The sequence below is a fragment of the Bradyrhizobium sp. McL0616 genome, assembly GCF_049993385.1.
In the GTDB taxonomy this organism is placed as follows: Bacteria; Pseudomonadota; Alphaproteobacteria; order Rhizobiales; family Xanthobacteraceae; genus Bradyrhizobium.
Genome location: NZ_CP188255.1, coordinates 422381 through 447275 on the forward strand (window position 1 = coordinate 422381; position 24895 = coordinate 447275).

Sequence of the window (24895 nt, forward strand, 5' to 3'; positions counted from 1 at the left end):
CCCCCCGGCTCGCTTTATTGTGAGAAGCTGCTCGCCAGATTCGCAGATATGCGGGCGTAACGAACGCGCAGCGGCTGGCGTATAATTGTCAACGCGATCTCACAGGACGGAACCGCCATGTCGAGCCTAGCCACAGTCGACGAGCATATCGGTGCCACACCGACCAGGACGATCCAGCCGGCCTGGGTCCGGGTCATGCACTGGACCAACGCTGTCGCGATGGTCCTGATGATCCTATCGGGCTGGCAGATCTACAACGCCTCGCCGCTGTTCGGCTTCAGTTTTCCGCGCGAATACACGCTTGGTGGCTGGCTTGGCGGCGGCCTGCTCTGGCACTTTGCGGCGATGTGGCTGCTGATGGTCAATGGCCTTGCCTATCTCATTACCGGCTTTGCTACCGGCCGCTTCCGCAAGAAGCTGCTGCCGATCACGCCGGCGGGCGTGATCCACGACGTCAGGGCCGCGCTCACCTTCAAGCTCAGCCATGACGATCTCAGCGTCTACAATTACGTACAGCGCACGCTCTATGCCGGCATCATCGCGGTCGGCGTGCTCATCGTGCTCTCGGGCCTGTCGATGTGGAAGCCGGTGCAGCTCTATTATCTGGTGAAGCTGTTCGGCGACTATCCGACCGCGCGCTACGTGCACTTTTTCTGCATGGCCGCGATCTGCGCCTTCCTCGTCATTCACGTCGCGCTCGCGCTGCTGGTACCGAAGAGCCTGCGCGCGATGATCATCGGCCGCTAGAGAGGGAGGAGAACATGGCGAAACGCTCATTCCTGATCCCCGGCGTCGACAAGCGGCTGCTGATCAAGGACTCGATCAAGACGATGCCGGACTTTACCCGTCGCCGCTTCATTGCGGGCGGCGCCAGCCTCGGCGCGCTGACGCTGCTCGCCGGCTGCGACGTCGTCGACTCGTCGTCGGCCGACGCCCTGCTGGCGAAGATCTCGAAATTCAACGATGCGGTGCAGTCCTTCATCTTCAATCCCGATGCGCTGGCGCCGACATTTTCCGAGAGCGAAATCACAAAACCCTTCCCGTTTAACGCCTATTACGATCTCGACGACGCGCCGGAGGTCGACGGCGAAGCCTGGAAGCTCGAGGTGCGCGGCCTCGTGGACAACAAGAAGTCGTGGACGCTTCCCGAGTTGTACAAGCTGCCGCAGGTCACGCAGATCACTCGTCACATCTGCGTCGAGGGCTGGAGCGCGATCGGAAGCTGGACCGGAACGCCGCTCCGCGATTTCCTCAAGCTGATCGGCGCCGATACCCGCGCGAAATATGTCTGGTTCCAGTGCGCCGACAAGGACGGCTACAATTCGCCGCTCGACATGCCCACCGCGCTGCATCCGCAAACCCAGATGACATTCAAATACGCCAACGACATCTTGCCCCGCGCCTACGGTTTCCCGATGAAGATCCGCGTGCCGACCAAGCTCGGCTTCAAGAACCCGAAATACGTGATCTCGATGGAAGTCACCAACGAGTACAAGGGCGGCTATTGGGAAGACCAGGGGTATAATTCGTTTAGCGGGAGCTAGCGCCGCGGAGTTGACCTGATCGTCGTCCCGGCGAAGGCCTGGCCTTCGCCGGGACGACGTGGATCAAGGCCCCACCTTCCGCTGGCATAACGCCGCCACCGCCCCCAATGCCAGCAACCCCGCCGACACATTCAGCGCGTAACTCAAACTCCCCAGCGCATCCGTGATCGCGCCGACCACGATCGGCCCGAGCGTCTGGCCGATGCCGAACGAGATCGTCATCGCCGCGATCGCCGTGGGCCACTCCTCACGCGGATAGTTGAAGCGAACAAAGGCGGTGGTCGAGCCGACGACGGCGAAGAAGGCGACGCCAAACACCACCGCGGAGACCGCGAGCCATGCCGTCGAATGTCCCAGCATCGGCAGGCCCGCGCCGAGCGCGTTGGTGCCGAGGATGATCGCGGTTGCAAGCCCGCCGCGGTCGAGCGCCAGCACGCCGCGCCAGGCCCAGGGCGTCACAAAGGCGCTGATGCCGATCAGGCTCCAGAACGCGGCCTGCGCCGCGGCGCCGCCGCCGCTGTCGCGCACATAGGCGATCATGAAGGTCATGTAGGCGATGTAGCCGGCGCCGAACAGGAAGTAGCTGGCGAGATAGATCAGCACCGGCAGTATCGCGAAGGAAGCGTGACTGGCTTCCGTGAAGCGCGCCTTGCTTTCGATGCGGACCAGGAACAGCGGGATCGTCATGACCGCCGAGAGCAGTGTCAGTGACCACCACACGATCCACCATGAGCCCGGGCCAAAATGTTGGAGCGTGAACGGCGCAATCAGCCCCGACGACAATATGCCGACACCGGGGCCTGCATAGAACAGGCTGAGCAGGAAGTTCGCCCGCTCGGGACGCGACTGCGCAATCGTCGCGGCCAGCGCGCCGCCGGCCACGAAGCCGGCCGCGGCGCCGATGCCCAGCACCAGCCGCGCCAGGCTCAGCGCGACAAAATTCCCGGTCAGCGCGCAAGTGGCGAGCGCGGCGAGGCAGGCCAGGGTTCCGCCGCGGATCGCGGCCGACCAGCCGACGCGCCGGATCAGCCGGGACGCCATCAGCGCACCCACGAGGTAGCCGACGGCGTTGATGGTGTTCATGAAACCGGCCGCCGAGTAGGACCAGCCCAGGCTCTCGCGCATGTCCGGCAGCACCAGCGCATAGGCAAAGCGGCCGATGCCGAGCCCGACCGTCGCCGCCAGCGACAGGATCAGGATCAGCCGCGCGGGGTGGGCGTCGGACAGGGGGCTGCGATCTTGAGCGAGGTCGTCTCGGGCGTGCAACGAGGGTACTCCGGCATCGTCATTGTGGCAGGCTACATTCGCGTTGCACAGCCGGCTCCCCGGCAATGGTGTCTTGCCAAGCGCGCAATGCCGCTCTAGCAATCCCGCCGAATTCGATCTCAGAGGAAACGACCATGGCGACCCACAAACTGCTGCTGCTCCCCGGTGACGGCATCGGCCCCGAGGTGATGGGCGAGGTGAAGCGGCTGATCGACTGGCTCAACGCGGCCGGAATCGCCAAATTCGAGACCGACACCGGCCTCGTCGGCGGCTCCGCCTATGACGCGCACAAGGTGTCGATCTCCGAGGGCGACATGGCCAAGGCGCTTGCGGCCGACGCCATCATCTTCGGCGCAGTCGGCGGCCCCAAGTGGGACGCGGTGCCCTATGAGGTGCGTCCCGAAGCCGGCCTGCTGCGCCTGCGCAAGGATCTCGCTTTGTTCGCCAACCTCCGTCCCGCCATGTGCTATCCGGCGCTGGCCGATGCCTCGAGCCTGAAGCGTGAGGCGGTCGAGGGCCTCGACATCGTCATCGTGCGCGAACTCACCGGCGGCGTCTATTTCGGCGAACCCAAGACCATCACCGATCTCGGCAACGGCCAGAAGCGCGCGATCGATACCCAAGTCTACGACACCTATGAGATCGAGCGCATCGGCCGCGTCGCCTTCGAGCTTGCCAGGAAGCGCAAGAACAAGGTGACGTCGATGGAGAAGCGCAACGTCATGAAATCGGGCGTGCTCTGGAACGAGGTCATGACCCAGGTCCACAAGCGCGAATATCCGGACGTCACGCTCGAGCATCAGCTCGCCGATTCCGGCGGCATGATGCTGGTGAAGGCGCCGAAGCAGTTCGACGTCATCGTCACCGACAATCTGTTCGGCGACATGCTGTCCGACATCGCTGCGATGCTGACGGGATCGCTCGGCATGCTGCCCTCGGCCTCGCTCGGCGAGGTCGACGTCAAGAGCAAGAAGCGCAAGGCGCTGTACGAGCCCGTGCACGGCTCGGCGCCTGATATCGCAGGTCAGGGCCTCGCCAATCCGATCGCGATGATCTCGTCGTTCGGCATGGCGCAGCGCTACTCCTTCGACATGGGCGCGCTCGCCGACAAGGTCGATGCGGCGATCGCCGCCGTGCTCGCCAGCGGCCTGCGCACGGCCGACATCAAGTCGGAGGGCACCACGGCCGTGTCGACCACGCAGATGGGCGAAGCGATTCTGAAGGAATTGCAGAAGCTGCACGCGTAACCGCGCGCACCGCAATTGTAGGGTGGGTTACGCCTTCGGCTAACCCCACCCTACGGCACCTGCTATCGGAGCCCACTTCATGGACGCGCCGCATCGCCCCAGGCTCGCGGAAACCATCATCCATGAAACGGTGCGCCTGCGCGAAGCGCAGATCGGGCGCCGTTGCGAGATCCTGAGCAACACCCGCGTCGAGTATTCCTCGCTCGGCGACTACTCCTATCTCGGCGAGAATTGCGAGGTCGCCGACGCGGGAATCGGAAAGTTCACTGCCATTGCCAACTCGGTGCGGATCGGTGCGCCGAACCATCCGATGGGCCGCCCATCGCAGCATCGCTTCACCTATTGCCCGGAATATTACGATGCGGCCGCGACGCGCGACCGCGACTTCTTCGCGGATCGCCGCGGCGACCGCGTGATCGTCGGCAATGATGTCTGGATCGGACACGCTGCGATTCTGCTGCCGGGCGTGACCGTCGGCGACGGCGCGGTGATCGCCGCGGGCGCGGTCGTGAGCCGCGACGTGCCGCCCTATACGATCGTCGGTGGCGTTCCCGCGCGCCCCATCCGCAAGCGCTTTCCTGATTCAGTCGCTGACAGCCTGCGCCGTATCGCCTGGTGGGATTGGCGGGATGAGATCATCTTCGAACGTCTGGGCGATTTCCGCTCCGAGGCGATCGAGCAGTTTTGCGAGCGCTACGATCCGGCTCTCGCGCCTGGCCGGTAGAGCGCGAAGCCATCACAAAACAAAAACGGCCGGGAGCGAGCCCGGCCGTTTCGATTCGGTTGGTACGTCCGCTTCAGTACAGCGGGAAATTCCGCGGGTACCCGCCAACGTCAGCCGGCGTGCTGAGCGGCTGGCGATCGATTGGACGGTTGTTGTTCTCGCGCGCGAATGTCGGGTAGCCGATCTCCGGCGGAAACGCATAGTCCGTGAACTTGCGGTCGCCCGGATTGACCTCGGTGCCGCCGTCGAGCCAGGAGCGCTTGCTCACATAGATGCGGGTGCGGCCCTGCTGATAGACTGCGTTGGGACCGCTCGGTCCGTAATAGGTCCGGCCGCGATCGTCAGTACGCTTGATCTTGGTGTCGGCCGAGGCCGGTGTCGCGAGGGCGATAGCAATCGCGGCGCCTGCCGCAAGCAATGTCGCCAATTTATTCGCGGCTGAGAATTTCGAGCTCATCACGTCCCCTTCGGCGGCAAGCCGCCAATCGATTTCCCTTCCATACTAGCCCGGCCGGGGTGGCCGCAACTAGGTCAATTGGGTCACACCACGCCGGAATAATCGTGCGCGCCCGCAAAAGTTGCATGCAAACCAGGCACTTGAGCTGGATGACAATCAAAGCGCTCCACGCAATTGTGCGTTCGCAGCGCCCAGCAGCCAGTCCGACGAGCCCGCCGTGTCGCAGGAGCGGCGCTTGAGCTCGGCATGGGCGAAGAATTCCGCCAGCTTCGGCTCGTTGCCCGAGGTCAGCAGCGTCAGCCGGTTCAGCATGCAGGCGATCGCCGCGCGCTGGGCGGGCAGCGCATCGCCCTGGCAGGAGAAGCCGGAGATCTGGAGCGCCGGCTCCTCGTTGCGCTTGAGGTAGTCGAGACAAGCTCCCTTCGTCGCGCCGGTTGGCCGGAACAGGGCCACGGCGCCGAATTTGGTGTCGATCAGGCCGGCCTGTTCGAGCGGTTGGGCCGCATCAAGGCCCATCTGGATCGCCAGGTCCGCGGTTGCCGGACGGGTCACGTCGAATTCGCCGCCCTCCCGGTAAATGTCGAGCTCGGCCAAAGGCTTATCCGCTTCGCTCGCCCAGCGCATCACGTCCCTGCGGCCGCCTTCGGGGTGCCGAAGGATGGCGTAAGAGGCTGTTTTTTCTAATGAATCAAGCCGGCTGACGGCGAAGGCCGGATGCGAGCGGTCGGCCACGCTCCAGCCCGGCCTTTGGGCGGGCTCATCGTCGCGGAAGCTTGGAAGTTGGCCGAGCCCTGCGAGTGCGAGGATGGCAAACAGCACCAGAACACCCACATAGGCGAACAGGCGCGCCAGTGTGCCGACGACCTCGTCGGCGAAGTTGGCGAGCGCAAGATGGATCTGGGTGGGGGTTGTTGCGGCCGTGCTGGCCTCGGGCGACTGCATCCACGGCCTTCGGGCATGGTCCAACGTTGTCTTAAGGCCGGTTCTCGCATAGAAGCGCTGCTCTTCCTGTTTAAGCGTCAGCTTCAGGAACGAGCTTTTTCATCGGAGAGTGAACGATGGGTTACAAAGTCGCAGTTGTCGGCGCGACCGGCAATGTCGGACGGGAAATGCTCAACATCCTCGATGAGCGCAAATTTCCCGCGGACGAGGTCGTGGCCCTGGCGTCACGCCGCAGCATGGGCGTCGAGGTCTCCTACGGTGACCGCACCCTCAAGGTCAAAGCGCTCGAGCACTATGATTTCTCCGATGTCGACATCTGCCTGATGTCGGCGGGCGGCGAGGTGTCGAAGGAATGGTCGCCGAAGATCGGCGCCGCCGGTACCGTCGTGATCGACAATTCGTCGGCCTGGCGCATGGATCCGGACGTGCCGCTGATCGTGCCGGAAGTGAACGCGGATGCGGCGGCGGGCTTCAAGAAGAAGAACATCATCGCCAACCCGAACTGCTCGACCGCGCAGCTCGTGGTCGCGCTGAAGCCGCTGCACGACAAGGCGATCATCAAGCGCGTCGTGGTCTCGACCTATCAATCGGTGTCGGGCGCCGGCAAGGATGGGATGGACGAGTTGTTCTCGCAGACCAAGGCCGTCTACACCAACCAGGATCTGGTCAGTAAGAAATTCCCCAAGCGCATCGCCTTCAACGTCATCCCCCACATCGACGTCTTCATGGAGGACGGCTACACCAAGGAAGAGTGGAAGATGATGGCGGAGACCAAGAAGATTCTTGATCCCAAGATCAAGCTCACCGCGACCTGCGTGCGCGTGCCGGTGTTCGTCGGCCACTCCGAGGCCGTCAACATCGAGTTCGAGAATCCGATCACCGCGGACGAAGCGCGCGACATCCTGCGCAAGTCGCCGGGCTGCCTCGTCATCGACAAGCAGGAGGCCGGCGGCTACGCCACGCCGTATGAAGCGGCCGGCGAGGACGCGACCTATATCAGCCGTATCCGCGAGGATGCGACGGTGGAGAATGGTCTCGTGCTGTGGTGCGTGTCCGACAATCTGCGCAAGGGCGCCGCGCTCAACGCGATCCAGATCGCGGAAGTGCTGATCAACCGCAAACTGATCAGCGCGAAGAAGAAGGCGGCGTAAGAGCTGTCTTGCTTTGTAGGGTGGGTTAGCCCCGCGATTGCGCGAAGCGCAATCGCTCGGCGTAACCCACCTCTGTACTTTCCGCGGTGACAGAAGTGGTGGGTTACACCAGCGGACTGCGCTTCGCGCAGCCGCAGGGCTAACCCACCCTGCAAGAGCTCGCTATTCGCGCACGCTCTTGAATTCCTTCGCGACCTTGTCCAGCACGAACAGCGATCCCTCCGCGACGCCGAAATAGGCACCGTGGGTCTGCATCTGGCCGGCATCCACCGCCTTCTGCACGAACGGGAAGGTCATCAGGTTTTCCAGGCTGCGGAACACCGCGGCCTTCTCGATACGCTCGACGAACTGTTCCATGGTCTCGCGCTCGCGCTGCTCGACCACTTCGCCTGGCTTGATGAACATCTGCATCCATTTGCCGATGAAATCGCCCGGCGTGAGCGGCTCGATCTTGTCGACGAAGGCGCGGATGCCGCCGCATTGCGCGTGACCGAGCACCACGATGTGCTTCACCTTCAGCACCGTCACGGCATATTCCAGCGCGGCCGAGACGCCGTGCGCGTTGCCGTCGGGCTGATACACCGGCACCAGATTGGCGATGTTGCGGACCACGAACAATTCGCCCGGGCCGACGTCAAAAATGGTCTCCGGCGCGACACGGCTATCGCAGCAGCCGATCACCATCACTTCGGGAAACTGTCCCTTCACCGACAGCTCGCGATAGCGGTTCTGCTCGGTCGGCAGCCGCTGGGTGGCGAAGGCGTTGTAGCCTTCCAGCAAATGCTTCGGGAATGTGATCATGGCCTATGCCTAATCATATACCGCAGGGGCGAACAAGCCTTTCGAATAGGCAGGCCAGGTGCTATCGGCTTCGGTCATAATGGATACGAGGAAACCGGAAGGACCGCCTGCATGACCCGCCCGCGCCGCAGCCATCTGTTCATGCCCGGCTCCAACCCTCGCGCGCTGGAAAAGGCGCGCAATCTGGCCGCTGACGGCCTGATCCTGGACCTCGAGGATTCCGTCGCGCCCGACGCCAAGGCGGTGGCGCGCGACCAGATCGCGGCCGCGATCGCGGCCAAGGGGTTTGGCAGGCGGGAGATCTTGATCCGGACCAACGGTCTCGACACGCCCTGGTGGGCCGATGACGTCGCGATGGCCGCCAAGGCCTCGCCGGACGGTATCCTGGTTCCGAAAGTTTCGAGCATTGAGGATCTCGACACGATCGGCCGCCGCCTCGCCGAGCTCGGTGCGGCACCGACCGTCAAGGTCTGGGCGATGATCGAGACCGCGCGCGCCGTGCTGCATGCCGAGGAGCTGGCCGCCGCCGGTCGCGATCCCAAAACGCGTTTGTCAGGCTTCGTGTTCGGCCCGAATGACATCTCGCGCGAGACGCGGATCAAGATGCTGCCGGGCCGCGCCGCGATGATCCCGATGATCACGCACTGCATCCTGGCCACGCGCGCCCAAGGCCTCGAAATCCTCGACGGCCCCTACAGCGACATCAACAATCCCGACGGCTTCGCCACCGAATGCGCGCAGGGCCGCGACCTCGGCTTCGACGGCAAGACGCTGATCCATCCCTCGCAGATCGAGGCCTGCAACGCGATCTTCACGCCGCCGGAAGAGGAAGTCGCGCGCGCGAGGAAGATCATCGCGGCATTCGAATTGCCGGAGAACGTCTCGCGCGGTGCGATCCGCCTCGATGGTGCGATGGTGGAGCGCCTGCACGCCGACATGGCGCGGCGGACGATCGAGATTGCGGACGCGATCGCCGCGATGGGGAAGGCATAACGGAGAGCTACCCCTCAGCGCGGCGAGAGGTCAGTGCTTTCGTGTCCCGGACGCGGTGCGGCGCGAAGCGCCGCTCCGCAGAGCCGGGATCCATCTCGCCGCATCTCTGGGGCCCGGCTCAGCAGCACATCACCGACGTGCTGCGCTGCGTCCGGGGCACGACAGATTAGCCAAACCGCTCCGCCGCCCCAAGCAGACAAGCTGCCTGGAATCGCAATCCTATGCGATACGAGTCCACACCCTGAGGCCACCAAGCTGCGCAAAACCGAGATCCACCGCGTGCGCTAGATCTTGCCCGCGCTCATAGCAGACGATCTCGGCCGGACCGAACAGCGTAGCCACGGCGTTCAGGAATTGCTGGCGAGAACCAAAAATATTCGTGACCCCGGTTGCGCCGGCGGCGTCGTACGCGATCCCTCCGGCGCGTATCATGTCCATTTCGTCAAAGCCCGCAAGGACACAAACACGTCGGTCCTCCAACAGCTCGGCGCGGAATATGCGCTGAGATTCTGGATCGGTGCCGCGCCAAGCCCGCTCCCACGCCGCAAGAGCTGGCTCATCGCCAATCCGGCGCCAATCAAGGGCGCTCGCTGCGACCGCTGGCGCGGATCGCCTCCGGCTGAGCCAGCGAGCGTCGAACAGAATCTGAAAGCCTGCGAGTGACAAATCGAGGCAGGAAAAGCTGTCCTTCACGCCAAGGTCGAAGTCGGTGTCGCGAGCCAGCTCAGCAATGAATCCGGCTTGGGTAGTGGGATCTGCTCCAGCATCGACCGTCACGACGTTGGGATAATATTGCGGCGTTGGATGGGGACAAAACCACATGCCATGAGCTTGCTCGACCGGCAGCCCATGCGACCGCCACACTGCGGCACACCATTCGGCGTTATTCAGAGCCGCGACGTCGTTGCGATCATCCTGCACCGTCTATTCGTGGTACGAAGTCGCATCGAGGTGCAAGGCTCGGCGTCGCCTGTCGGGCCACCACTCGAATAGATCTTGCGGACATCTCTTATCGTCAAACGGCGACGACCGGATCGATGAAGCGATAGCGGCCTCCTTCAGAACTATGGTGATCACGAGATTGGCTAAGCCGACACAAGAGCTGATTGGACATGCGTTTGCGTGCCCCGGATAATGTTCGTGCTCACGCGCCATGATCCGGAGAAGAGATGGTTGATCGCCCGTTCAATGTATCTGAAGACGATCTTGAGTTCATCACACGCCGAGTGAGGGCGACACCTATCAGATCTTCCGCTGAGCTGGATGCTCGGACGGGCAGGACGATCTACATCAAGGACGAGACCGTCCAACACAGTGGATCGTTCAAGTTTCGAGGAGCAATCCTTGGGGTCAGAAATGCGATCGGAGGTGTAGTGGCAGCAGGAGCAGGCAATTTTCCGATTGCAATTGGTCTCGCTGCCCGAGAGCTCGACAAGCGAGCGTGTCTGATCATGCCCGATGATGCGCCGGCCTTTAAGAAAGAACAGGCCCAGAGAACCGGAGCGGAGATAAGGCTCGCCGGGCGAGCGGAGTTGGCGGAGTGCGCCCAATTCGAAGCCCAAAAGCGTAATTGGAGTCAACTGCACGCGTTTGAAAGCGTGGAGATGATCGCAGGCAGTTACACCCTGGGCTTGGAAATTGCATCGGCCATCCAGAAGAATTCCGCAGGCTCTAACGCCGTCGTCGTCGCTTGCGGTGGCGGCGGGTTGGCCACAGGTGTTGCGCTTGCCTTGCGTTCGCGGACTATCGACGCGCCGATCTATGTTGCCGAGCCGGAAACCCATCAGAGATATGCCAGAGCTCGTGAGCTCGGAAATCCGGTTAGGATAAGTGCGTCCGGCGAAACCATATGCGACGCGCTGTGGTCTCGTCAGATCGGGACATTCGCGTTTGAGGCGCTCGAAAAACTGGATGTTCGGTTGTGTGCCGTTGGCGACAGGCTAGTAACGGAGGCAAGCGCACTTCTTCGCAGGACGTGTGATATCAGGGTCGAACCCAGCGGTGCACTGACGATGGGGGCCGTTTTGGGAGGTGTGATCGACGTAGACAGCGACCGCCTATGGGTCGTCGCATGCGGAGGCAACGTGTCCCCTCACTTACCCCATAACAAACACGACTGTTAGGCCATCCGCGGGCGTGCCCCACGCTGCTCAGCGCGCCGCGACCTCCAAGCGATCGAGCGCTTCCAGCGTCGCGGCGTTGCCGCAATAGCCGTGATAATTCTCCGCGGCGGTGCCGTCGGCTAGATCGCGGTCGCACTGGCCCTTTTGATTGCAGAGCGCGCAGACTCGCTCCATGTCGCGCAGCAGCAGCGGCTGCGCGCGTCCGAGCGCTTCCGCGCTGATGCCAAGCTGTTCCAGCATCTTCGGCAGCTCGTCGGCGGCGTGCTTGCCATGGCGGACCAGCTCTTCCAGATCATCCGGCGCGATCCTGAGGTCCTGGGCGATCCGGTCGAAATCGGCGCGATCGAGCTGCCGCATCTCGTTCATCTCGCGGCGATGCTTCAGCCAGGCGGCAAAGGACTCGATGAGGTCCTGGACGATGGGAAAAGGCCTGCTTCCGGTGCTCATGCGAGGCTCCATTGGGCTAACTGGAGCAAGACTAGGCACAATGGTGCAGAGGCGCGTTGCGCTGGATCAAATAGGGGTAACGAGGCCGCGGCCTCCGCTGCACCTCTCCCGCTTGCGGGAGAGGTCGGCGCGTCCCGGGCGATGCGAAGCATCGTCCCGCGCGCCGGGTGAGGGTTCCCTCCCCTAGGGGATTGTCCCGTTGTGGAGACACCCTCTCCCCAACCCTCTCCCGCAAGCGGGAGAGGGGGCGCACTGCCGCGCGGAAGTTACGAAAACCGCTCCGCTGCCCAGGCGTACAGGCTGCCGGGGATCGGCTTCTCGCCGCCGCGGCCTTTTGGCGAAATGTGCAGGCCGATGATGTCGGTGTCGGTGACGAGGCCGAGATAGCTCGACGGGTCAAAGAAGAGTTTCGGTTCGGCATGCACGGCGTAGAACGACTGCTTCGGCAGCGCGCTCTGCAATTCGCCAGTGCGACGGGCGAGCGCGGTCAGCGCCGCAGGCCCAAAGATCGCGACACGAATATCGGAAAGACGGTTCGAGCCGCCGCGCAGGCGGCGCATTGCGAAGGTGATGCGATGGCGCAGCGACAGCCAGTCCGGCGTCAGCTCCTCCTGCTCCATCAAATCTTCGAAAGCGGTGACGATGCCGTGCTCCGGCGGCAGATAGATCACGGAGTTGCCGAGCTGCCGCGGGCGCTCCCAGGCGAAATAGGGTTTTGCCGGATCGATCATGGCGGGCTTCAGCAGCAGCACGTCGGCATCGAGCCAGAGGCCAAGACCCTTCGCCATCAGCTTCATGCGGAAGAAGTCGCTGAACTGGAGCGTAGTCCAGTCGCGCCAGCTTCCGTCCGGCTGCGGCGGGCGCAGCCGTTCCGAGAAGGCATGCGGCAGGATCGCCTCGGCGTCCGCGTTCTCGATGCCCCCGGGCAGGCCGGGAATGGTGTCGAAGCTGTAGACCGTGACCTTGTGGCCGGCAGCTAACTGCGAGCGCAGACAGGTCTGGCGCAGCGCGTCCATCGGGCCATGCCAGAAGGTGACGATCTCGGGCAGCATGGGCGCAAGCTTAGAGCATGATCCGGAAAAGTGTGCAGCGGTTTTCCGCAAAGATCATGCTCAAACAAAGAGGGATATCGAGGGCAAAGAAAAAGCCCCGGCGCGCGTGCACCGGGGCTCAAACGGAAACTTGCGATCAAGCCCAGGCGCGTTCGCTCTTGAGCTTCTCTTCGTAGGTGTCGATCGAGGTCTTCTTCTCCATCGTCAGACCGATGTCGTCGAGGCCGTTGATCAGGCAGTGCTTGCGGAACGGGTCGATCTCGAACTTGACCGTGCCGCCGTCGGGACCGCGGATCTCCTGGTTCGGCAGGTCGATCGTCAGCGTCGCGTTGGCGCCGCGCTCGGCGTCGTCGAACAGCTTGTCGAGGTCTTCCTGGGAAACGCGGATCGGCAGAACGCCGTTCTTGAAGCAGTTGTTGTAGAAGATGTCGCCGAACGAGGTCGAGATTACGCAGCGGATGCCGAAGTCGAGCAGCGCCCAGGGTGCATGCTCGCGGCTCGAGCCGCAGCCGAAATTGTCGCCGGCCACCAGCACCTTCGTCTTGCGATAGGCGGGCTGGTTCAGCACGAAATCCGGGTTCTCGCTGCCATCGTCCTTGTAGCGCTGCTCGGAGAAGAGCCCCTTGCCAAGGCCGGTGCGCTTGATGGTCTTGAGGTACTGCTTGGGAATGATCATGTCGGTGTCGACATTGATGATCTTCAGCGGCGCCGCGACGCCTTCCAGCGTGGTGAACTTGTCCATGGTTGCGCTTCCCGGGGTGGTTCAGGGGAACAGGTATTTATCGCGATCGGGGCCCGAATCCTAGGCCGAATTCGGCAGATCTAGTCTGCTTGCGCCTCAATCGCCTCCATATCATCGTCCGAGAGGCCGAAATGGTGGCCGATCTCGTGGATCAGGACGTGGCGGACGATATGGCCGAGGCTTTCGTCGTGCTCGGCCCAGTAGTCCAGGATCGGCCGGCGGTAGAGCCAGACCATGTTGGGCAGCCGCGCCACATCGCCAAAGCTCTGCTGGGGCAGGCCGACGCCCTGGAACAGCCCGAGCAGGTCGAACTCGCTCTCGCATTCCATCTCGTCCAGGACCTCCTCGGTCGGGAAGTCCTCGACGCGGACGATCACGCCCTCGCAGAGGCCGCGAAATTCCGCAGGCAGGCGCTCGAAGATGTCGTGCGCTGTCACTTCCATCTCGGCCAGCGAGGGCGCTTTCAGGTCTGTCCACATCAGCCCCTCTTAGCGCGGGTTTCCCGCTGATGCATCTGGCTTTATAAGCGCGGCGAGGTTGACGGGCGCCGCCAAAACGGGGAGCGTACGGCACCTTGATGGGGACGTTTCAGGTGGGTGCTTTGATGCGGGCGGGAACAGTGGTTCTACTTTGCATGGGGTTGTTTTCGACTTTTTTTGTCGGCGCTCAAGCTCAGACCCAGACGGCCGCCCCTGAAATCCGGCTGGCCCAGGCCGCTTCGCCCGATGCCCCGCCGCCGCGCAGGCGGCCCCAGACCCGGTTGCGCGTCACACCCTATTACAGCCCCGACGGCGTCTATCCGCGCTACAACCCCGGCCCTGACGCGGTCCGTGAGTGCAACGCCACCTATGTGCAGGAATATAGGCCGAGCGGCACGGTCATCGTGCCGCGTATGAGCTGCTACTGGCGCCGGGGCTAGAGCTTCCTCTCAATGCCCGCGCAGCGCGCCGATCAGTCCGGCGCCGATGATGAGTGCTGACGCACCATAGACCAGGATCGCCATCACCAGCTGCGTCAGCGGGCTTGCAGTGCCGGCCTCGACGCCCGGCCCCTGCGCGGCCAGGGCGGAGCTCGCGCTGAGCAGGACGCTCGCTGTGATCGCGAGGCGGGATATTCGCAATGCTCGAAATTGTACCATGACCATCTCCTGCATTCGCTCGACCAGAAGATACGTGCGTCGTTGACGGCTGGTTTTGCGGGCGCACGAAATGTTGCGCCGCTGTCCAGGAACTTGTCGCGTGCCCATCGCATTCATGTCCGGGGCGCGTTCCTTCATAACCGATTTAGGCTCAGGGTTCCAGGTTCGGCTCTCTTGCCGTGCCCGTGCCGCAACGTCTGGTCAGTGCGTGCACCGCAAACGATGTCAGGAGATTCGACCAAATGCAGTCCTTGCAAATGCAGTCCTTCAAAGTGTTCGGCCTTGTGGCCGCTGGTGCGTTGTTCGTTCTCGCCGCGCCGGTCGAACGTGCGCAGGCGGTGTCGCTGATCAATCCCGGTGCCGCGCAAGCGGTTCAGGATGAAGTCGCGCCGACGACCGAAGTGCGCTGGCATCGCCATCATTGGGGTCGGCCGCATTGGCGCGGGCACCGCTGGCATCACCGCCGTTGGTGAACGACGGTCGTAGCCAGGAACAGGCCCGGATTCCGGGCCTGTTTTAACTTGCAGGCGGCGTCATGAAGCCGCACATGCTGAGGGTGCGGAGGTCGTCATGGCGAAATGGATTGCATTGGCCGTTGTTGTCGGGCTCGCCGCCGGTTTGCCTCGCGTGTCCTGTGCGCAGATGGTGGCGAAGCCGGATGCCTCGGCGGGGCGCGCGATCTTCGATGCGCGGCGACACGCGCGACGTGACGACATTGCGCGGCAATACGCGCGCCATGATCCGCACTACTACGCGCGGCCTGTCTATTATCGGCCTTATCCTTACGGCGTGTCTGCGCCGTTTGTGTTCGGCTACGGGCCGTGGTGGTGACGCGAGCAACGTCGTTCCTTCATGAGGCATTCACGTCGCCGTCCCTAATTTAATCTCGGGAGCGACCGCAATGAATAGCGATGGCGCGAGACGCTGCGCCGCAATGCCGCTGTCCACATTCAGCGAGAATTTCCATGCTGAGGATGTTGAGTCTCGGGACAAGCTCGATGCGCTTGCTCGGACTTGCGGCCGTTGCCACAGCTGATGCTGTCGACCGGGACTGCGCGCCGCTGCCGGATCATCTGGACCTATTACGGCCCGCATCGCATCTGCGGCTGGCCGCACCGCTATTGGTAGGCGGAGCTTCATCGGCTGAAATGAAAAGGGCGCCTCGATGGCGCCCTTTATTCATCGCGTGGCTCAGAGCCAATCCTTCAGCTTCCACGACGCCGACTTCCACCGCATCAAATTCTCGAGCTTCCATTGCTTGAACATCGCCGGCGGCCAGCGGCTGAGCCTTGATGTCTCCTCGGCCTCAGGCTTGGCGACCATGCGCAGCGGCGTTGCGCGCCGCCGGTGCTGGCGGGTCGCATCGCTGATCAGATCGATATATTCAGGCTTGTTGGCCATGAGCAGCGTCCTCGCGAAACCGTCGCGAGGACGCAATGTGGGCGAAGCCGATTAACGGCCGTTTGCCGCTTTAGCTCAAATTGCTGCGAGTGGCTCAGCGCCACTCCCGCACGTCGACGAAGTGACCCGCGATCGCTGCCGCTGCCGCCATTGCCGGCGACACCAGATGCGTGCGGCCCTTGAAGCCCTGGCGTCCCTCGAAATTGCGGTTCGAGGTCGAGGCGCAGCGCTCTTCGGGGGCTAGCTTGTCCGGGTTCATGGCGAGGCACATCGAGCAACCGGGCTCGCGCCATTCGAAGCCGGCGTTGATGAAGATCTTGTCCAGGCCTTCAGCTTCTGCCTGCTCCTTCACGAGGCCGGAGCCCGGCACGACCATGGCGTTGACGTGGCCTGAAACGGTTTTGCCTTCAGCAATCTTCGCCGCCGCGCGCAGATCTTCGATGCGGCCGTTGGTGCAGGAGCCGATGAAAATGCGGTCGAGCTTGATGTCGGTGATCTTCGTCCCCGCGGTCAGGCCCATATATTTCAGCGCGCGGTGCTTGGAGATGCGCTTGGCCTCGTCCGCGATCTTGTCCGGATCGGGTACAAAGCCGGTCACCGAGATGACGTCCTCGGGGCTTGTGCCCCAGGTCACGATCGGCGGCAGTTTTGCTGCATCGAGCCGCAACTCGTGGTCAAAATGCGCGCCCTCGTCGGAGCTCAGTTTCTCCCAGTAGCGCATCGCCGCGTCCCAGGCCGCACCCTTCGGCGATTTCGGCCGACCGCGCAGGAAGTCGTAGGCCTTTTGGTCGGGCGCGACGAGGCCGGCGCGGGCGCCGCCTTCGATCGACATGTTGCAGACCGTCATGCGGCCTTCCATGCTTAGCGCGCGGATCGCATCGCCTGCGTATTCGAGCACGTAGCCGGTGCCGCCGGCCGTGCCGATCTCGCCGATGATGGCCAGGATGATGTCCTTGCCCGTCACGCCCTCCGGCAATTTGCCGTCGACGGTGACGCGCATGTTCTTCGCCTTCTTCTGGATCAGCGTCTGCGTCGCCAGCACATGCTCGACCTCGGACGTGCCGATGCCGTGGGCGAGCGCGCCGAACGCGCCATGCGTCGAGGTGTGGCTGTCACCGCAGACGATGGTGGTGCCGGGCAGCGTAAAGCCCTGCTCGGGGCCGATGACGTGGACGACGCCCTGGCGCTTGTCGAACTCGTCGTAATATTCGATGCCGAATTCCTTGGCGTTGTCGGCCAGCGCCTTGATCTGCTCGATGCTTTCGGGGTCGGGGTTCGGCTTGGTGCGGTCGGTGGTCGGCACATTGTGATCGACCACGGCCAGCGTCTTCTCGGGCGCGTGCACCTTGCGCCCCGTGGCGCGCAGGCCTTCGAACGCCTGCGGCGAGGTCACCTCGTGCACCAGATGGCGGTCGATGTAGAGCAGGCAGGTGCCGTCATCGGCTTCGTGCACCAGATGGTCGTTCCAGATCTTGTCGTACAATGTGGTGGGCTTGGACATGAGCTTAAGCTCCGGAGAATGTGTGTCAGCGATGAGCGCGGGTGGCCGCGCGGGGCAACAAAATCGTCTTCAACGCAGCCTTTAAGCTGCGGGACTAAGCTCTGACGTTGCCGAGGTCGCGAAGCGTCCGAAGAACCGGCCAGGCAGCCGCGAGCGATCGTCGATGACGATGCGCTTGACGAGTGCGACGCTGGTCGGATCTGGAAACATTCCAATAATATATAGCAGGCCGAATTGGAATCGCGAGGGCTTTGACGCGCACGGCTGACGCAACAAAAAAGCGCGGGGTTTTGTCCCCGCGCTCTTTGAAACTCGTCTGGTCGCGAAGCCTACTCGTTGACCGCCTTGGCGTGCTCGGTCTTCTCGACGATACGAGCCGACTTGCCGCGCAGCTGGCGCAGGTAATAGAGCTTGGCGCGACGCACCTTGCCGCGGCGCACCACCTTGATCGAGTCGATCATCGGCGACATCACCGGGAACACGCGCTCGACGCCTTCGCCGTAGGAGATCTTGCGGACGGTGAAGCTCTCGTTGAGGCCACCGCCGGAACGGCCGATGCAGACGCCTTCATAGGCCTGCACGCGGGTGCGGTCGCCTTCGACGACCTTCACGTTGACGATCACGGTGTCACCGGGTCCGAATTCCGGAATCTCCTTGGTGGCGGAGAGCTTGTCGAATTGCTCTTTTTCGAGCTGTTGGATCAGGTTCATGGGTAAATCTCCGTCGGCGCGCCCAGCCTTGGAAAACGGGGGCTGCGCGAAATTCGTTTATCCAGCTATTGCGGATTTGGCGCTGCTATAAGGCAAGCCGGAGCGTTTGTCACCCGTCTGTCGTGCTTTTTGGCGTTTTTCGGCGTCCGGGCCGATTTGGGGCCTTAGCTGGGATTTGAGCCCACAAATCGGGCCGCCGGGCCGCCGTCAGGGCCTCGGATTCCGCCCGCCGCCAGGCCGCGACCTTGGCGTGGTCGCCGGAGGTCAGGATCTCCGGGATCGGAACCCCCTCGAACAGCTGCGGGCGGGTGTATTGGGGGTATTCGAGAAGGCCGTCGGAGAAGCTTTCCTCGGTTCCCGAGGCCTCCTTGCCCATCACCCCCGGCAGCAGCCGGACGCAGGCGTCGATCAGGGCCAGAGCCGCGATTTCGCCCCCCGACAGCACGTAATCGCCGATCGAGACCTCCTCCAGGCCGCGCCCATCGATCACCCGCTGGTCAATCCCCTCAAAGCGCCCGCAGACGATCAGGGGGCCGGGGCCTTGAGCAAGCTCCGTGACGCGGGCCTGGGTCAATGGCCGACCGCGCGGGCTCATCAGCAGTTTCGGCCGGTCTTTTGACCGGTCTTGGCCGACCTCCGCGGCGTCGATCGCCGCCGCCAAAACGTCCGCCCGTAGCACCATGCCCGGCCCACCGCCGGCCGGGGTGTCGTCGACACTGCGGTGGCGGTCGGTGGCAGAGGCCCGGATGTCCCGCGCCTCCAGCTCCCAGAGCCCGGAGGCTAGCGCCCGGCCGGCCAGGCTCACGCCGAGCGGTCCCGGAAACATCTCCGGAAACAGCGTCAGCACCGTCACGCGCCAGGGTGAGGGATTGGTCATCGTGTTTCTAAAAATCCGTCGTCCCGGCGAAGGCCGGGACCCATAGCCAGCGCAGCTAATTTTGCAATGGTTGGAGCCGCTAGCTTAGCCAAAAACCACGTCTCGTGGTTATGGGTCCCGGCCTTCGCCGGGACGACCCGGGGAGGGATCGTCGCCCTCGATCTGCTGCGGCAGCGCGATCACCACGCGGCCGCCGGCAATATCGACCTCCGGCACCACCGCATTGGTGAACGGCAGCAGCATCGTCGCGCCGCTGGGCGGCGCGATCTCGATGATGTCGCCGGCGCCGAAATTATGGATCGCGAACACGCGGCCGAGCGCATCGCCGGTCGTGGTGACGGCGGCGAGCCCGATCAGATCGGTGTGGTAATATTCGTCCGCGTCGGTCACGGGCAGTTTTTCGCGCGCGACGTAGAGCTCGATGCCGTTGAGCCGTTCGGCCTCATCACGGGTCGTGACGCCCTTGAAGGTCGCGACCAGATGATCCTTGGCTTCACGGGCCTGCGCCAGTTCGAACTGGCGCTTGCCGTCCTTGGACAGAAGCGGACCGTAGCGCCGCACGGCAAAGGGATCTTCAGTGAAGGTCCACAATTTGACCGCGCCGCGCACACCATGCGCGGCGCCGATCCGCGCGACGCAGATCAGCGCCGACATGTTCTAGCCTTAACCCTTCGCGGCGGCTTCGGCCTGCGCCTTGCGCTCCTTGCGCGGCACGGCCTTTTCCGGGTTGTTGCGCGCTTCGCGCTTCTTGACGCCGGCGGCATCGAGGAAGCGCAACACGCGGTCCGACGGCTGCGCACCCTTGGCGAGCCAGGCCTTCACCTTGTCCATGTCGAGCTTGAGGCGGGTCTCGTTGTCCTTCGGCAGCAGCGGGTTGAAATAGCCGAGACGCTCGATGAAGCGGCCATCGCGGGGAAAGCGCGAGTCGGCGACAACGACGTGATAGACGGGGCGCTTCTTGGTGCCTGCGCGGGCGAGGCGGATAACGACGGACATTTAGTTCTCCTTCAAAGTACGTTTTGTTCGGTTGATTGGTATTCCGCGTTGCGCAGGATGCTGACGATCCTCCGCGACGAATTCCTCATTTCTTCTTGCCCGGAAATCCGCCGAGGCCCGGCAGCATCGGCTTGCCGCTCAGCCCGGTCAGTCCGGGAACGTTGGGTAGACCGGTGCGGAGACCGGCCGGCAGATCCTTCGGCAGGCTGGGCAGACCCTGTCCGCCGCCCTGCATCTTGTCCTGCAACGCCTTCATCTCTTCCGGCGAAGGCGGCTTCATGCCGCCGCCAAAGCCCATCGCCTGCGCGATGCCGGCGAGCGGGCCGCGCTTGCCCGAACCCATGGCCTTCATCACGTCGGCCATGTTCCGGTGCATCTTGAGCAGCTTGTTGACCTGCTCGACGCTTTGGCCGGAGCCGGCGGCGATACGCTTCTTGCGGCTGGCCTTGAGCAGGTCCGGATGCCGACGCTCGTCGCGCGTCATCGAATCGATCACCGCGACCTGGCGCTTCAGAATCTTGTCGTCGATGCCGGCAGCCGCGATCTGGTTCTTCATCTTGGCGATGCCGGGCATCATGCCCATCAGGCCGCTGATGCCGCCCATGTTCGCCATCTGCGAGAGCTGTTCGCGCATGTCGTTGAGGTCGAACTGACCCTTGCGCATGCGCTCCGCGGTGCGCGCGGCCTTTTCGGCGTCGATATTGGCAGCAGCACGTTCGACCAGCGACACCACGTCGCCCATGCCGAGGATGCGTCCGGCGATACGGTCGGGATGAAAATCTTCCAGCGCATCGGTCTTTTCACCGGTGCCGATCAGCTTGATCGGCTTGCCGGTGACAGCACGCATCGACAGCGCAGCGCCGCCGCGGCCGTCGCCGTCCACGCGGGTCAGCACGATGCCGGTGAGGCCGACGCGCTCGTCGAAGGCGCGGGCGAGATTGACAGCGTCCTGGCCGGTGAGGCTATCCGCGACCAGCAGCACTTCATGCGGGTTCGCAGCGGCTTTGATTGCAGCTGCTTCCGCCATCATGTCTTCGTCGAGCGTGGTACGGCCGGCGGTGTCGAGCAGCACGACGTCGTAGCCGCCGAGCTTGCCGGCCTCGAGCGCGCGCTTGGCGATCTGCGCCGGCTGCTGTCCCGCGACGATCGGCAGGGTCGGAATGTCGAGATCGCGACCGAGCACGGCCAGCTGCTCCATCGCCGCCGGGCGATAGATATCGAGCGAAGCCATCAGCACCTTGCGCTTGTCGCGCTGGACCAGGCGGCGGGCGAGCTTTGCGGTGGTGGTGGTTTTGCCCGAGCCCTGCAGACCGACCATCATGATCGGCACGGGCGGCACGGAATTAATGTCGATGGTCTGGCTTTCGGCGCCAAGCGTGTTGATCAGCTCGTCATGGACGATCTTGACCACCATCTGGCCGGGCGTGACCGACTTCACGACGGTGGCGCCGATCGCCTGCTCGCGGACCCGCTCGGTGAAGCTGCGCACCACTTCGAGTGCGACGTCGGCTTCCAGCAGTGCGCGACGCACCTCGCGCATGGCGGCGTCGACGTCCTTTTCGGTCAGCGCACCGCGCCCCGTCAGACGATCGAGAATGCCGCCAAGCCGTTCCGACAGATTGTCGAACAATGCCGTTGTCCCTTGTCCTGCTCGCGCAGGGTTGCCGTATTCACTGCTGTCATGCCCCGCGAAGGCGGGGCATCCAGTAGGCCGCGGCACATCGGTTCTAGCCGAGGCGCCTCTGGGATACTGGATCCCCCGCCTTCGCGGGGGATGACCACTTCCTTCGCGAAGCAATCTTCCAAACACCTTTACGCCCGAGGGCGCATAGCGCTGTCGGGCGTTGGCCTCTGGCCTCCAGGACCAGTCGGCGGTTCGAAAAGAAAGCCTTTCCGAGAAGTGGCGCGGTTAAACGCCGCCCACGCCGGAAAGTCAAGGAACGTGAGAGCTCCGCGGCGCATTTTGTAGGGCAAGGTACTGAAAACGTGATCGTTTTGACCGCGGGTTCCTTTTCCGGCAGCCCCGCCCATATAGGCGGTGATGCCTTACCGCTCCGACCATCCATAAAAGCCCGCCTGTGCCGATCACCCGCCGTCGCATCTTCGGACTGCTTGCCGGTGATGCCGCGCTGGTCGGTGTTCCGTCCTTTTGGATCTCCCGCATGAAAACCTATGACGGACCCGTTTCCGACCATTTCGACGGCCTGAACTTCTTTGATCCGGACGGCGCGCCGCCAAAATCGCTCGGCGAGGTCCTGCGCTGGCAGTTCGGTGGTGCGCGGCAGCGGGCGACCTGGCCGGATTGGGCTCCCAGCCCTCATGCCGATACCCCGCCGGCGCGCGTCGACGGCGACAAGGTGCGGCTCTCCTTCGTCGGCCACGCCAGCTGGCTGATCCAGGCCGCCGGCCTCAACATCCTCGTCGATCCCGTCTGGTCGATGCGGGTCTCGCCCGTCGGCTTCGCCGGACCGAAGCGGCACAACGATCCCGGCATCGCCTTCGAGAAACTGCCAAAGATCGACGTGGTGCTGGTCTCGCACGGGCATTACGACCATCTCGACGTTGCGACGCTGTCGCGGCTCACCAGGAATTTTGCCCCGCGCGTCGTCACGCCGCTCGGCAACGATCTGACGATGCGCAGTTCCGATTCCGCGATCAAGGTGGAAGCCTTCGACTGGCATGATCGCGTCGAGCTCGGCGGAGGCATCGCCGGGACGCTGGTGCCGACAAGGCATTGGACCGCGCGCGGCATGTTCGATCGCAACAAGGCGCTGTGGGCGAGCTTCGTGCTGGAGACTCCGGCTGGGAAAATCTACGTCGTCTGCGATTCCGGCTATGGCGATGGCCGGCATTTCCGCCGCGTCGCCGAAAAGCATGGGGCGCTGCGTTTGGCGATCCTCCCGATCGGTGCTTACGAGCCGCGCTCGTTCATGCGCGACCAGCATATGAATCCGGAGGATGCGGTGAAGGCGTTATCGGATTGCGGTGCTCAGGAAGCGTTGGGCCATCACCACGGGACATTCCAGCTCACGGACGAAGCGATCGATGCGCCGGCCAAGGCGCTGGTGGAAGCGCTCGATGCCGCGAAGATACCGCAGGAGCGGTTTGTTGCGATGAAGCCGGGGCAGGTGGTGGCGATTTAGCACTCTCCACGTACACAGCTCCTGTCCCGGACGCAGCGCGTCCGGGACAGGAGAATTATTGCTCCTTGGGCTTGATCGCCCAGCTCACATTCACCGTCACCGAAAGCGTCTCTTCGCCCGGCGCGACCGCAGCGGGCGTGGCCATAGGTGCGACGGCCATGCGGCTCTTGAACAGCGGCATCGGGGCGCTGCCTTCGGAGACACTGAGCGGCGCGCCCAGCGTAACGCCGGCGGCCCTGGCGTAGATCTCGGCCTTGCGGCGGGCGTCTGCCACCGCCTGCTCGCGGGCATCGTCGAGCAGTTTTGAGGCGTGCGTCACCTCGAAGGAGATATTGCCGATATCGTTGGCGCCGGCGCCGACCAGCGTGTCGATGATGCCGGCCACCTTGGTCACGTCGCGAATTTTCACGGTGACGCGGTTGGAGGCGCGGAAGCCGACGACCGGCGAGGCGCCGGTGGATTTGTTCTGGCCGTATTGCGGCTGCAACGACAGCCGCGAGGTCTGATAGTCCTTCTCGGCGATCCCTGCGCCCTTCAGCGCCAGCAGCACCTTGCCCATCGCCGCGTTGTTGGCGTCGGAGGCTTCTTTCGCCGTCTTGGCGTCGTTGGCGACGCCCGCATCGATCTGCGCGAGATCTGGCGCCGCGGAGACGGTGGCCTCGCCGCTCACGGAGATCGCGGACGGAAAATCGTCGGCGAGCGCAGGTGTTGCCAGCAGTGCGGCGGCGAAGATTGCTGCGAGGGCGGCAGGCTTTTTCATCGGTCTCACTTCAGCGGTACGAACACGTTGATCACGAGCTTGTCCTCGGCCGTCTTCAGGGGATCGGTGAGGTACTCCTCGATGAAGGTGTCCTTGGCTTCCAGCTTCTTGTCGTCGAGGTGATTGGTGATCGCCTCATAGGTGTTGTCCATGTTGTCGTAGGAGCCGCGATGGACGAATTTCAGCGCCTTGCCCTCCGGCGACTTGCCGATGCTCATGTCCTTGGTGAGGTTTTTCGGATCCTGCTCGACCGGGATCTCGGCGAGGAAGGTGAAGCCGGTGTCGTCGGTCGAGGTGTAGACGATCATGGAATTGCCGGCGTGCTTGATGCCCTGCTTGTCCAAAAGCGTGTTCAGCGCCTTGAAGGCGTCGACCAGCGTGTCGAAGGCAGAATCCCAATTGGCGGTGCCCTTGATCATCACGACCTTCTTCGGCTCGAGCGTGGTCTCGAGCCCGAAGGGATCCGCAGTCTGCACAGGGGCAGGGGTTGCGGCCGCGGCGGGCGGCGGGGCGGTGGGTGAGGGCGAGGCGCTGGCCGCCGGCGTGGGCGTTGCCACCGGCGCGGGCGAAGCGCTCGCTGCCGGGGAGGGCGATGCCGAGGGCGCCGGGGAGGGGCTAACTGAGGTGGCGGGCGCCGGGCTCGGGGTTTGCGCCACCGCGCCGGACAGGCCAAACGACATGGCCGCTGCCGGGATCAGCGCGACCAAAGCGAGACGACAAAAACGATTCATTCTATTCTCCCCAAAACCTTGCCCGCCAAGGCCTTTACTCAGCAAGGCCTTACGCCCGAAAAGACCCCTGGCCGGGCCGCGCGTCCCGGTTTGCGCGAACTGCGCCGTTCTAACACGCGAGCACCGAATTCGTCCCATGACAGATGCGT

General features: G+C 63.7%; 30 protein-coding genes. 11 read left to right on the forward strand and 19 right to left on the reverse strand.

The window, feature by feature from the left end:
• Positions 1-117: 117 nt before the first annotated feature.
• Together ACPPVR_RS01970 and ACPPVR_RS01975 are read left to right on the forward strand one after the other, a co-directional pair.
• Positions 118-747 carry a cytochrome b/b6 domain-containing protein gene (locus ACPPVR_RS01970; RefSeq protein WP_426612617.1) on the forward strand — a complete coding sequence of 210 codons (630 nt, stop codon included), beginning with the start codon at positions 118-120 and terminating at the stop codon, positions 745-747.
• Between the two features lie 14 nt (positions 748-761).
• Positions 762-1544, forward strand: a complete 783-nt coding sequence (locus ACPPVR_RS01975) for a molybdopterin-dependent oxidoreductase (protein WP_426612618.1) — start codon at positions 762-764, stop codon at positions 1542-1544.
• 63 nt (positions 1545-1607) lie between these two features.
• On the opposite strand, the gene ACPPVR_RS01980 is transcribed toward ACPPVR_RS01975, so the two are convergent.
• A complete protein-coding gene (locus ACPPVR_RS01980; RefSeq protein ID WP_426612619.1) occupies positions 1608-2810 on the reverse strand; it encodes a YbfB/YjiJ family MFS transporter in 1203 nt (400 codons plus the stop codon).
• Positions 2811-2944: 134 nt separating this feature from the next.
• Here ACPPVR_RS01980 and leuB point away from each other — a divergent pair, with 134 nt between their 5' ends.
• Positions 2945-4057, forward strand: coding sequence for a 3-isopropylmalate dehydrogenase (leuB, locus tag ACPPVR_RS01985; protein ID WP_426612620.1), 1113 nt, complete (start codon positions 2945-2947; stop codon positions 4055-4057).
• Positions 4058-4136: 79 nt separating this feature from the next.
• A complete protein-coding gene (locus ACPPVR_RS01990) occupies positions 4137-4781 on the forward strand; it encodes a DapH/DapD/GlmU-related protein (RefSeq protein WP_426612621.1) in 645 nt (214 codons plus the stop codon).
• A gap of 73 nt (positions 4782-4854) precedes the next feature.
• Here ACPPVR_RS01990 and ACPPVR_RS01995 read toward each other — a convergent pair whose 3' ends face one another.
• On the reverse strand, positions 4855-5238 hold the full coding sequence (locus ACPPVR_RS01995) for a hypothetical protein (protein ID WP_426612622.1): 384 nt from the start codon (positions 5236-5238) through the stop codon (positions 4855-4857).
• 156 nt (positions 5239-5394) lie between these two features.
• Positions 5395-6180, reverse strand: a complete 786-nt coding sequence (locus tag ACPPVR_RS02000) for a hypothetical protein (protein ID WP_426612623.1) — start codon at positions 6178-6180, stop codon at positions 5395-5397.
• Between the two features lie 116 nt (positions 6181-6296).
• On the opposite strand from ACPPVR_RS02000, the gene ACPPVR_RS02005 reads away from it, so the two are divergent.
• Entirely contained in the window at positions 6297-7331 is a 1035-nt protein-coding gene (locus ACPPVR_RS02005; RefSeq protein WP_426612624.1) for an aspartate-semialdehyde dehydrogenase, read from the forward strand.
• A gap of 162 nt (positions 7332-7493) precedes the next feature.
• Here ACPPVR_RS02005 and ACPPVR_RS02010 read toward each other — a convergent pair whose 3' ends face one another.
• Entirely contained in the window at positions 7494-8132 is a 639-nt protein-coding gene (locus ACPPVR_RS02010; protein ID WP_426612625.1) for a carbonic anhydrase, read from the reverse strand.
• 111 nt (positions 8133-8243) lie between these two features.
• Here ACPPVR_RS02010 and ACPPVR_RS02015 point away from each other — a divergent pair, with 111 nt between their 5' ends.
• Positions 8244-9125: an HpcH/HpaI aldolase/citrate lyase family protein gene (locus ACPPVR_RS02015; protein WP_426612626.1), complete on the forward strand. Its 882-nt coding sequence runs from the start codon at positions 8244-8246 to the stop codon at positions 9123-9125.
• Positions 9126-9344: 219 nt separating this feature from the next.
• Here ACPPVR_RS02015 and ACPPVR_RS02020 read toward each other — a convergent pair whose 3' ends face one another.
• Positions 9345-10046 carry a hypothetical protein gene (locus tag ACPPVR_RS02020; protein ID WP_426612627.1) on the reverse strand — a complete coding sequence of 234 codons (702 nt, stop codon included), beginning with the start codon at positions 10044-10046 and terminating at the stop codon, positions 9345-9347.
• Positions 10047-10294: 248 nt separating this feature from the next.
• Here ACPPVR_RS02020 and ACPPVR_RS02025 point away from each other — a divergent pair, with 248 nt between their 5' ends.
• On the forward strand, positions 10295-11248 hold the full coding sequence (locus tag ACPPVR_RS02025) for a threonine ammonia-lyase (RefSeq protein WP_426612628.1): 954 nt from the start codon (positions 10295-10297) through the stop codon (positions 11246-11248).
• A gap of 27 nt (positions 11249-11275) precedes the next feature.
• Here ACPPVR_RS02025 and ACPPVR_RS02030 read toward each other — a convergent pair whose 3' ends face one another.
• The 4 genes from ACPPVR_RS02030 to ACPPVR_RS02045 form a co-directional block, all read right to left on the reverse strand.
• The gene (locus ACPPVR_RS02030) at positions 11276-11695 is read right to left on the reverse strand and encodes a DUF6455 family protein (RefSeq protein WP_426612629.1); all 420 of its coding nucleotides are present in this window, start codon (positions 11693-11695) and stop codon (positions 11276-11278) included.
• A gap of 266 nt (positions 11696-11961) precedes the next feature.
• On the reverse strand, positions 11962-12747 hold the full coding sequence (locus ACPPVR_RS02035; RefSeq protein WP_426612630.1) for a hypothetical protein: 786 nt from the start codon (positions 12745-12747) through the stop codon (positions 11962-11964).
• 136 nt (positions 12748-12883) lie between these two features.
• Positions 12884-13489, reverse strand: coding sequence for a 3-isopropylmalate dehydratase small subunit (gene leuD, locus ACPPVR_RS02040; RefSeq protein ID WP_426612631.1), 606 nt, complete (start codon positions 13487-13489; stop codon positions 12884-12886).
• A gap of 80 nt (positions 13490-13569) precedes the next feature.
• Entirely contained in the window at positions 13570-13968 is a 399-nt protein-coding gene (locus tag ACPPVR_RS02045) for a metallopeptidase family protein (RefSeq protein ID WP_426612632.1), read from the reverse strand.
• 155 nt (positions 13969-14123) lie between these two features.
• Between ACPPVR_RS02045 and ACPPVR_RS02050 the strand changes: the two genes are divergently transcribed.
• On the forward strand, positions 14124-14408 hold the full coding sequence (locus ACPPVR_RS02050) for a hypothetical protein (protein WP_426616306.1): 285 nt from the start codon (positions 14124-14126) through the stop codon (positions 14406-14408).
• Positions 14409-14417: 9 nt separating this feature from the next.
• On the opposite strand, the gene ACPPVR_RS02055 is transcribed toward ACPPVR_RS02050, so the two are convergent.
• Complete coding sequence (locus tag ACPPVR_RS02055) at positions 14418-14627, reverse strand: hypothetical protein (protein WP_426612633.1); 210 nt, start codon at positions 14625-14627, stop codon at positions 14418-14420.
• A gap of 242 nt (positions 14628-14869) precedes the next feature.
• On the opposite strand from ACPPVR_RS02055, the gene ACPPVR_RS02060 reads away from it, so the two are divergent.
• Together ACPPVR_RS02060 and ACPPVR_RS02065 are read left to right on the forward strand one after the other, a co-directional pair.
• Positions 14870-15100 (forward strand): hypothetical protein, encoded by a 231-nt coding sequence (locus tag ACPPVR_RS02060; protein WP_426612634.1) that lies wholly within the window; start codon positions 14870-14872, stop codon positions 15098-15100.
• 97 nt (positions 15101-15197) lie between these two features.
• Complete coding sequence (locus ACPPVR_RS02065; protein ID WP_426612635.1) at positions 15198-15458, forward strand: hypothetical protein; 261 nt, start codon at positions 15198-15200, stop codon at positions 15456-15458.
• A 360-nt stretch (positions 15459-15818) separates the two neighbouring features.
• Here the strand turns inward: ACPPVR_RS02065 and ACPPVR_RS02070 are convergent, their stop codons facing one another.
• From ACPPVR_RS02070 to ffh, 7 genes are all read right to left on the reverse strand, one after another.
• Positions 15819-16028 carry a hypothetical protein gene (locus ACPPVR_RS02070; RefSeq protein WP_426612636.1) on the reverse strand — a complete coding sequence of 70 codons (210 nt, stop codon included), beginning with the start codon at positions 16026-16028 and terminating at the stop codon, positions 15819-15821.
• 94 nt (positions 16029-16122) lie between these two features.
• Positions 16123-17529 carry a 3-isopropylmalate dehydratase large subunit gene (gene leuC / locus ACPPVR_RS02075; RefSeq protein ID WP_426612637.1) on the reverse strand — a complete coding sequence of 469 codons (1407 nt, stop codon included), beginning with the start codon at positions 17527-17529 and terminating at the stop codon, positions 16123-16125.
• Between the two features lie 329 nt (positions 17530-17858).
• A complete protein-coding gene (gene rplS / locus ACPPVR_RS02080; RefSeq protein WP_426612638.1) occupies positions 17859-18239 on the reverse strand; it encodes a 50S ribosomal protein L19 in 381 nt (126 codons plus the stop codon).
• Between the two features lie 109 nt (positions 18240-18348).
• Positions 18349-19116, reverse strand: a complete 768-nt coding sequence (gene trmD, locus ACPPVR_RS02085; protein WP_426612639.1) for a tRNA (guanosine(37)-N1)-methyltransferase TrmD — start codon at positions 19114-19116, stop codon at positions 18349-18351.
• 108 nt (positions 19117-19224) lie between these two features.
• A complete protein-coding gene (gene rimM, locus ACPPVR_RS02090; RefSeq protein ID WP_426612641.1) occupies positions 19225-19770 on the reverse strand; it encodes a ribosome maturation factor RimM in 546 nt (181 codons plus the stop codon).
• A 9-nt stretch (positions 19771-19779) separates the two neighbouring features.
• Positions 19780-20112, reverse strand: coding sequence for a 30S ribosomal protein S16 (gene rpsP / locus ACPPVR_RS02095; protein ID WP_426612642.1), 333 nt, complete (start codon positions 20110-20112; stop codon positions 19780-19782).
• 85 nt (positions 20113-20197) lie between these two features.
• The gene (gene ffh / locus ACPPVR_RS02100) at positions 20198-21742 is read right to left on the reverse strand and encodes a signal recognition particle protein (RefSeq protein ID WP_426612643.1); all 1545 of its coding nucleotides are present in this window, start codon (positions 21740-21742) and stop codon (positions 20198-20200) included.
• 448 nt (positions 21743-22190) lie between these two features.
• On the opposite strand from ffh, the gene ACPPVR_RS02105 reads away from it, so the two are divergent.
• Positions 22191-23255, forward strand: a complete 1065-nt coding sequence (locus ACPPVR_RS02105) for an MBL fold metallo-hydrolase (RefSeq protein ID WP_426612644.1) — start codon at positions 22191-22193, stop codon at positions 23253-23255.
• Between the two features lie 55 nt (positions 23256-23310).
• On the opposite strand, the gene ACPPVR_RS02110 is transcribed toward ACPPVR_RS02105, so the two are convergent.
• Together ACPPVR_RS02110 and ACPPVR_RS02115 are read right to left on the reverse strand one after the other, a co-directional pair.
• A complete protein-coding gene (locus ACPPVR_RS02110; protein WP_426612645.1) occupies positions 23311-24015 on the reverse strand; it encodes an SIMPL domain-containing protein in 705 nt (234 codons plus the stop codon).
• Between the two features lie 5 nt (positions 24016-24020).
• Positions 24021-24746: a GyrI-like domain-containing protein gene (locus tag ACPPVR_RS02115; RefSeq protein WP_426612646.1), complete on the reverse strand. Its 726-nt coding sequence runs from the start codon at positions 24744-24746 to the stop codon at positions 24021-24023.
• Positions 24747-24895 lie beyond the last annotated feature (149 nt).

Coding starts and splice junctions, on each gene's coding strand:
- ACPPVR_RS02000 (WP_426612623.1), bottom strand. CDS start 6,180: ATGCAGTCGCCCGAGGCCAGCACGGCCGCAACAACCCCCACCCAGATC.
- ACPPVR_RS02015 (WP_426612626.1), top strand. CDS start 8,244: ATGACCCGCCCGCGCCGCAGCCATCTGTTCATGCCCGGCTCCAACCCT.
- ACPPVR_RS02035 (WP_426612630.1), bottom strand. CDS start 12,747: ATGCTGCCCGAGATCGTCACCTTCTGGCATGGCCCGATGGACGCGCTG.
- ACPPVR_RS02030 (WP_426612629.1), bottom strand. CDS start 11,695: ATGAGCACCGGAAGCAGGCCTTTTCCCATCGTCCAGGACCTCATCGAG.
- ACPPVR_RS02110 (WP_426612645.1), bottom strand. CDS start 24,015: ATGAAAAAGCCTGCCGCCCTCGCAGCAATCTTCGCCGCCGCACTGCTG.
- ACPPVR_RS01995 (WP_426612622.1), bottom strand. CDS start 5,238: ATGAGCTCGAAATTCTCAGCCGCGAATAAATTGGCGACATTGCTTGCG.
- ACPPVR_RS02050 (WP_426616306.1), top strand. CDS start 14,124: ATGGGGTTGTTTTCGACTTTTTTTGTCGGCGCTCAAGCTCAGACCCAG.
- ACPPVR_RS02025 (WP_426612628.1), top strand. CDS start 10,295: ATGGTTGATCGCCCGTTCAATGTATCTGAAGACGATCTTGAGTTCATC.
- ACPPVR_RS01970 (WP_426612617.1), top strand. CDS start 118: ATGTCGAGCCTAGCCACAGTCGACGAGCATATCGGTGCCACACCGACC.
- leuD (WP_426612631.1), bottom strand. CDS start 13,489: ATGGACAAGTTCACCACGCTGGAAGGCGTCGCGGCGCCGCTGAAGATC.
- ACPPVR_RS02005 (WP_426612624.1), top strand. CDS start 6,297: ATGGGTTACAAAGTCGCAGTTGTCGGCGCGACCGGCAATGTCGGACGG.
- leuC (WP_426612637.1), bottom strand. CDS start 17,529: ATGTCCAAGCCCACCACATTGTACGACAAGATCTGGAACGACCATCTG.
- ACPPVR_RS02115 (WP_426612646.1), bottom strand. CDS start 24,746: ATGAATCGTTTTTGTCGTCTCGCTTTGGTCGCGCTGATCCCGGCAGCG.
- trmD (WP_426612639.1), bottom strand. CDS start 19,116: ATGACCAATCCCTCACCCTGGCGCGTGACGGTGCTGACGCTGTTTCCG.
- ACPPVR_RS02065 (WP_426612635.1), top strand. CDS start 15,198: ATGGCGAAATGGATTGCATTGGCCGTTGTTGTCGGGCTCGCCGCCGGT.
- leuB (WP_426612620.1), top strand. CDS start 2,945: ATGGCGACCCACAAACTGCTGCTGCTCCCCGGTGACGGCATCGGCCCC.
- ACPPVR_RS01990 (WP_426612621.1), top strand. CDS start 4,137: ATGGACGCGCCGCATCGCCCCAGGCTCGCGGAAACCATCATCCATGAA.
- ACPPVR_RS01975 (WP_426612618.1), top strand. CDS start 762: ATGGCGAAACGCTCATTCCTGATCCCCGGCGTCGACAAGCGGCTGCTG.
- ACPPVR_RS02070 (WP_426612636.1), bottom strand. CDS start 16,028: ATGGCCAACAAGCCTGAATATATCGATCTGATCAGCGATGCGACCCGC.
- rimM (WP_426612641.1), bottom strand. CDS start 19,770: ATGTCGGCGCTGATCTGCGTCGCGCGGATCGGCGCCGCGCATGGTGTG.
- ACPPVR_RS02060 (WP_426612634.1), top strand. CDS start 14,870: ATGCAGTCCTTGCAAATGCAGTCCTTCAAAGTGTTCGGCCTTGTGGCC.
- ACPPVR_RS02055 (WP_426612633.1), bottom strand. CDS start 14,627: ATGGTACAATTTCGAGCATTGCGAATATCCCGCCTCGCGATCACAGCG.
- ACPPVR_RS02010 (WP_426612625.1), bottom strand. CDS start 8,132: ATGATCACATTCCCGAAGCATTTGCTGGAAGGCTACAACGCCTTCGCC.
- rpsP (WP_426612642.1), bottom strand. CDS start 20,112: ATGTCCGTCGTTATCCGCCTCGCCCGCGCAGGCACCAAGAAGCGCCCC.
- rplS (WP_426612638.1), bottom strand. CDS start 18,239: ATGAACCTGATCCAACAGCTCGAAAAAGAGCAATTCGACAAGCTCTCC.
- ACPPVR_RS02045 (WP_426612632.1), bottom strand. CDS start 13,968: ATGTGGACAGACCTGAAAGCGCCCTCGCTGGCCGAGATGGAAGTGACA.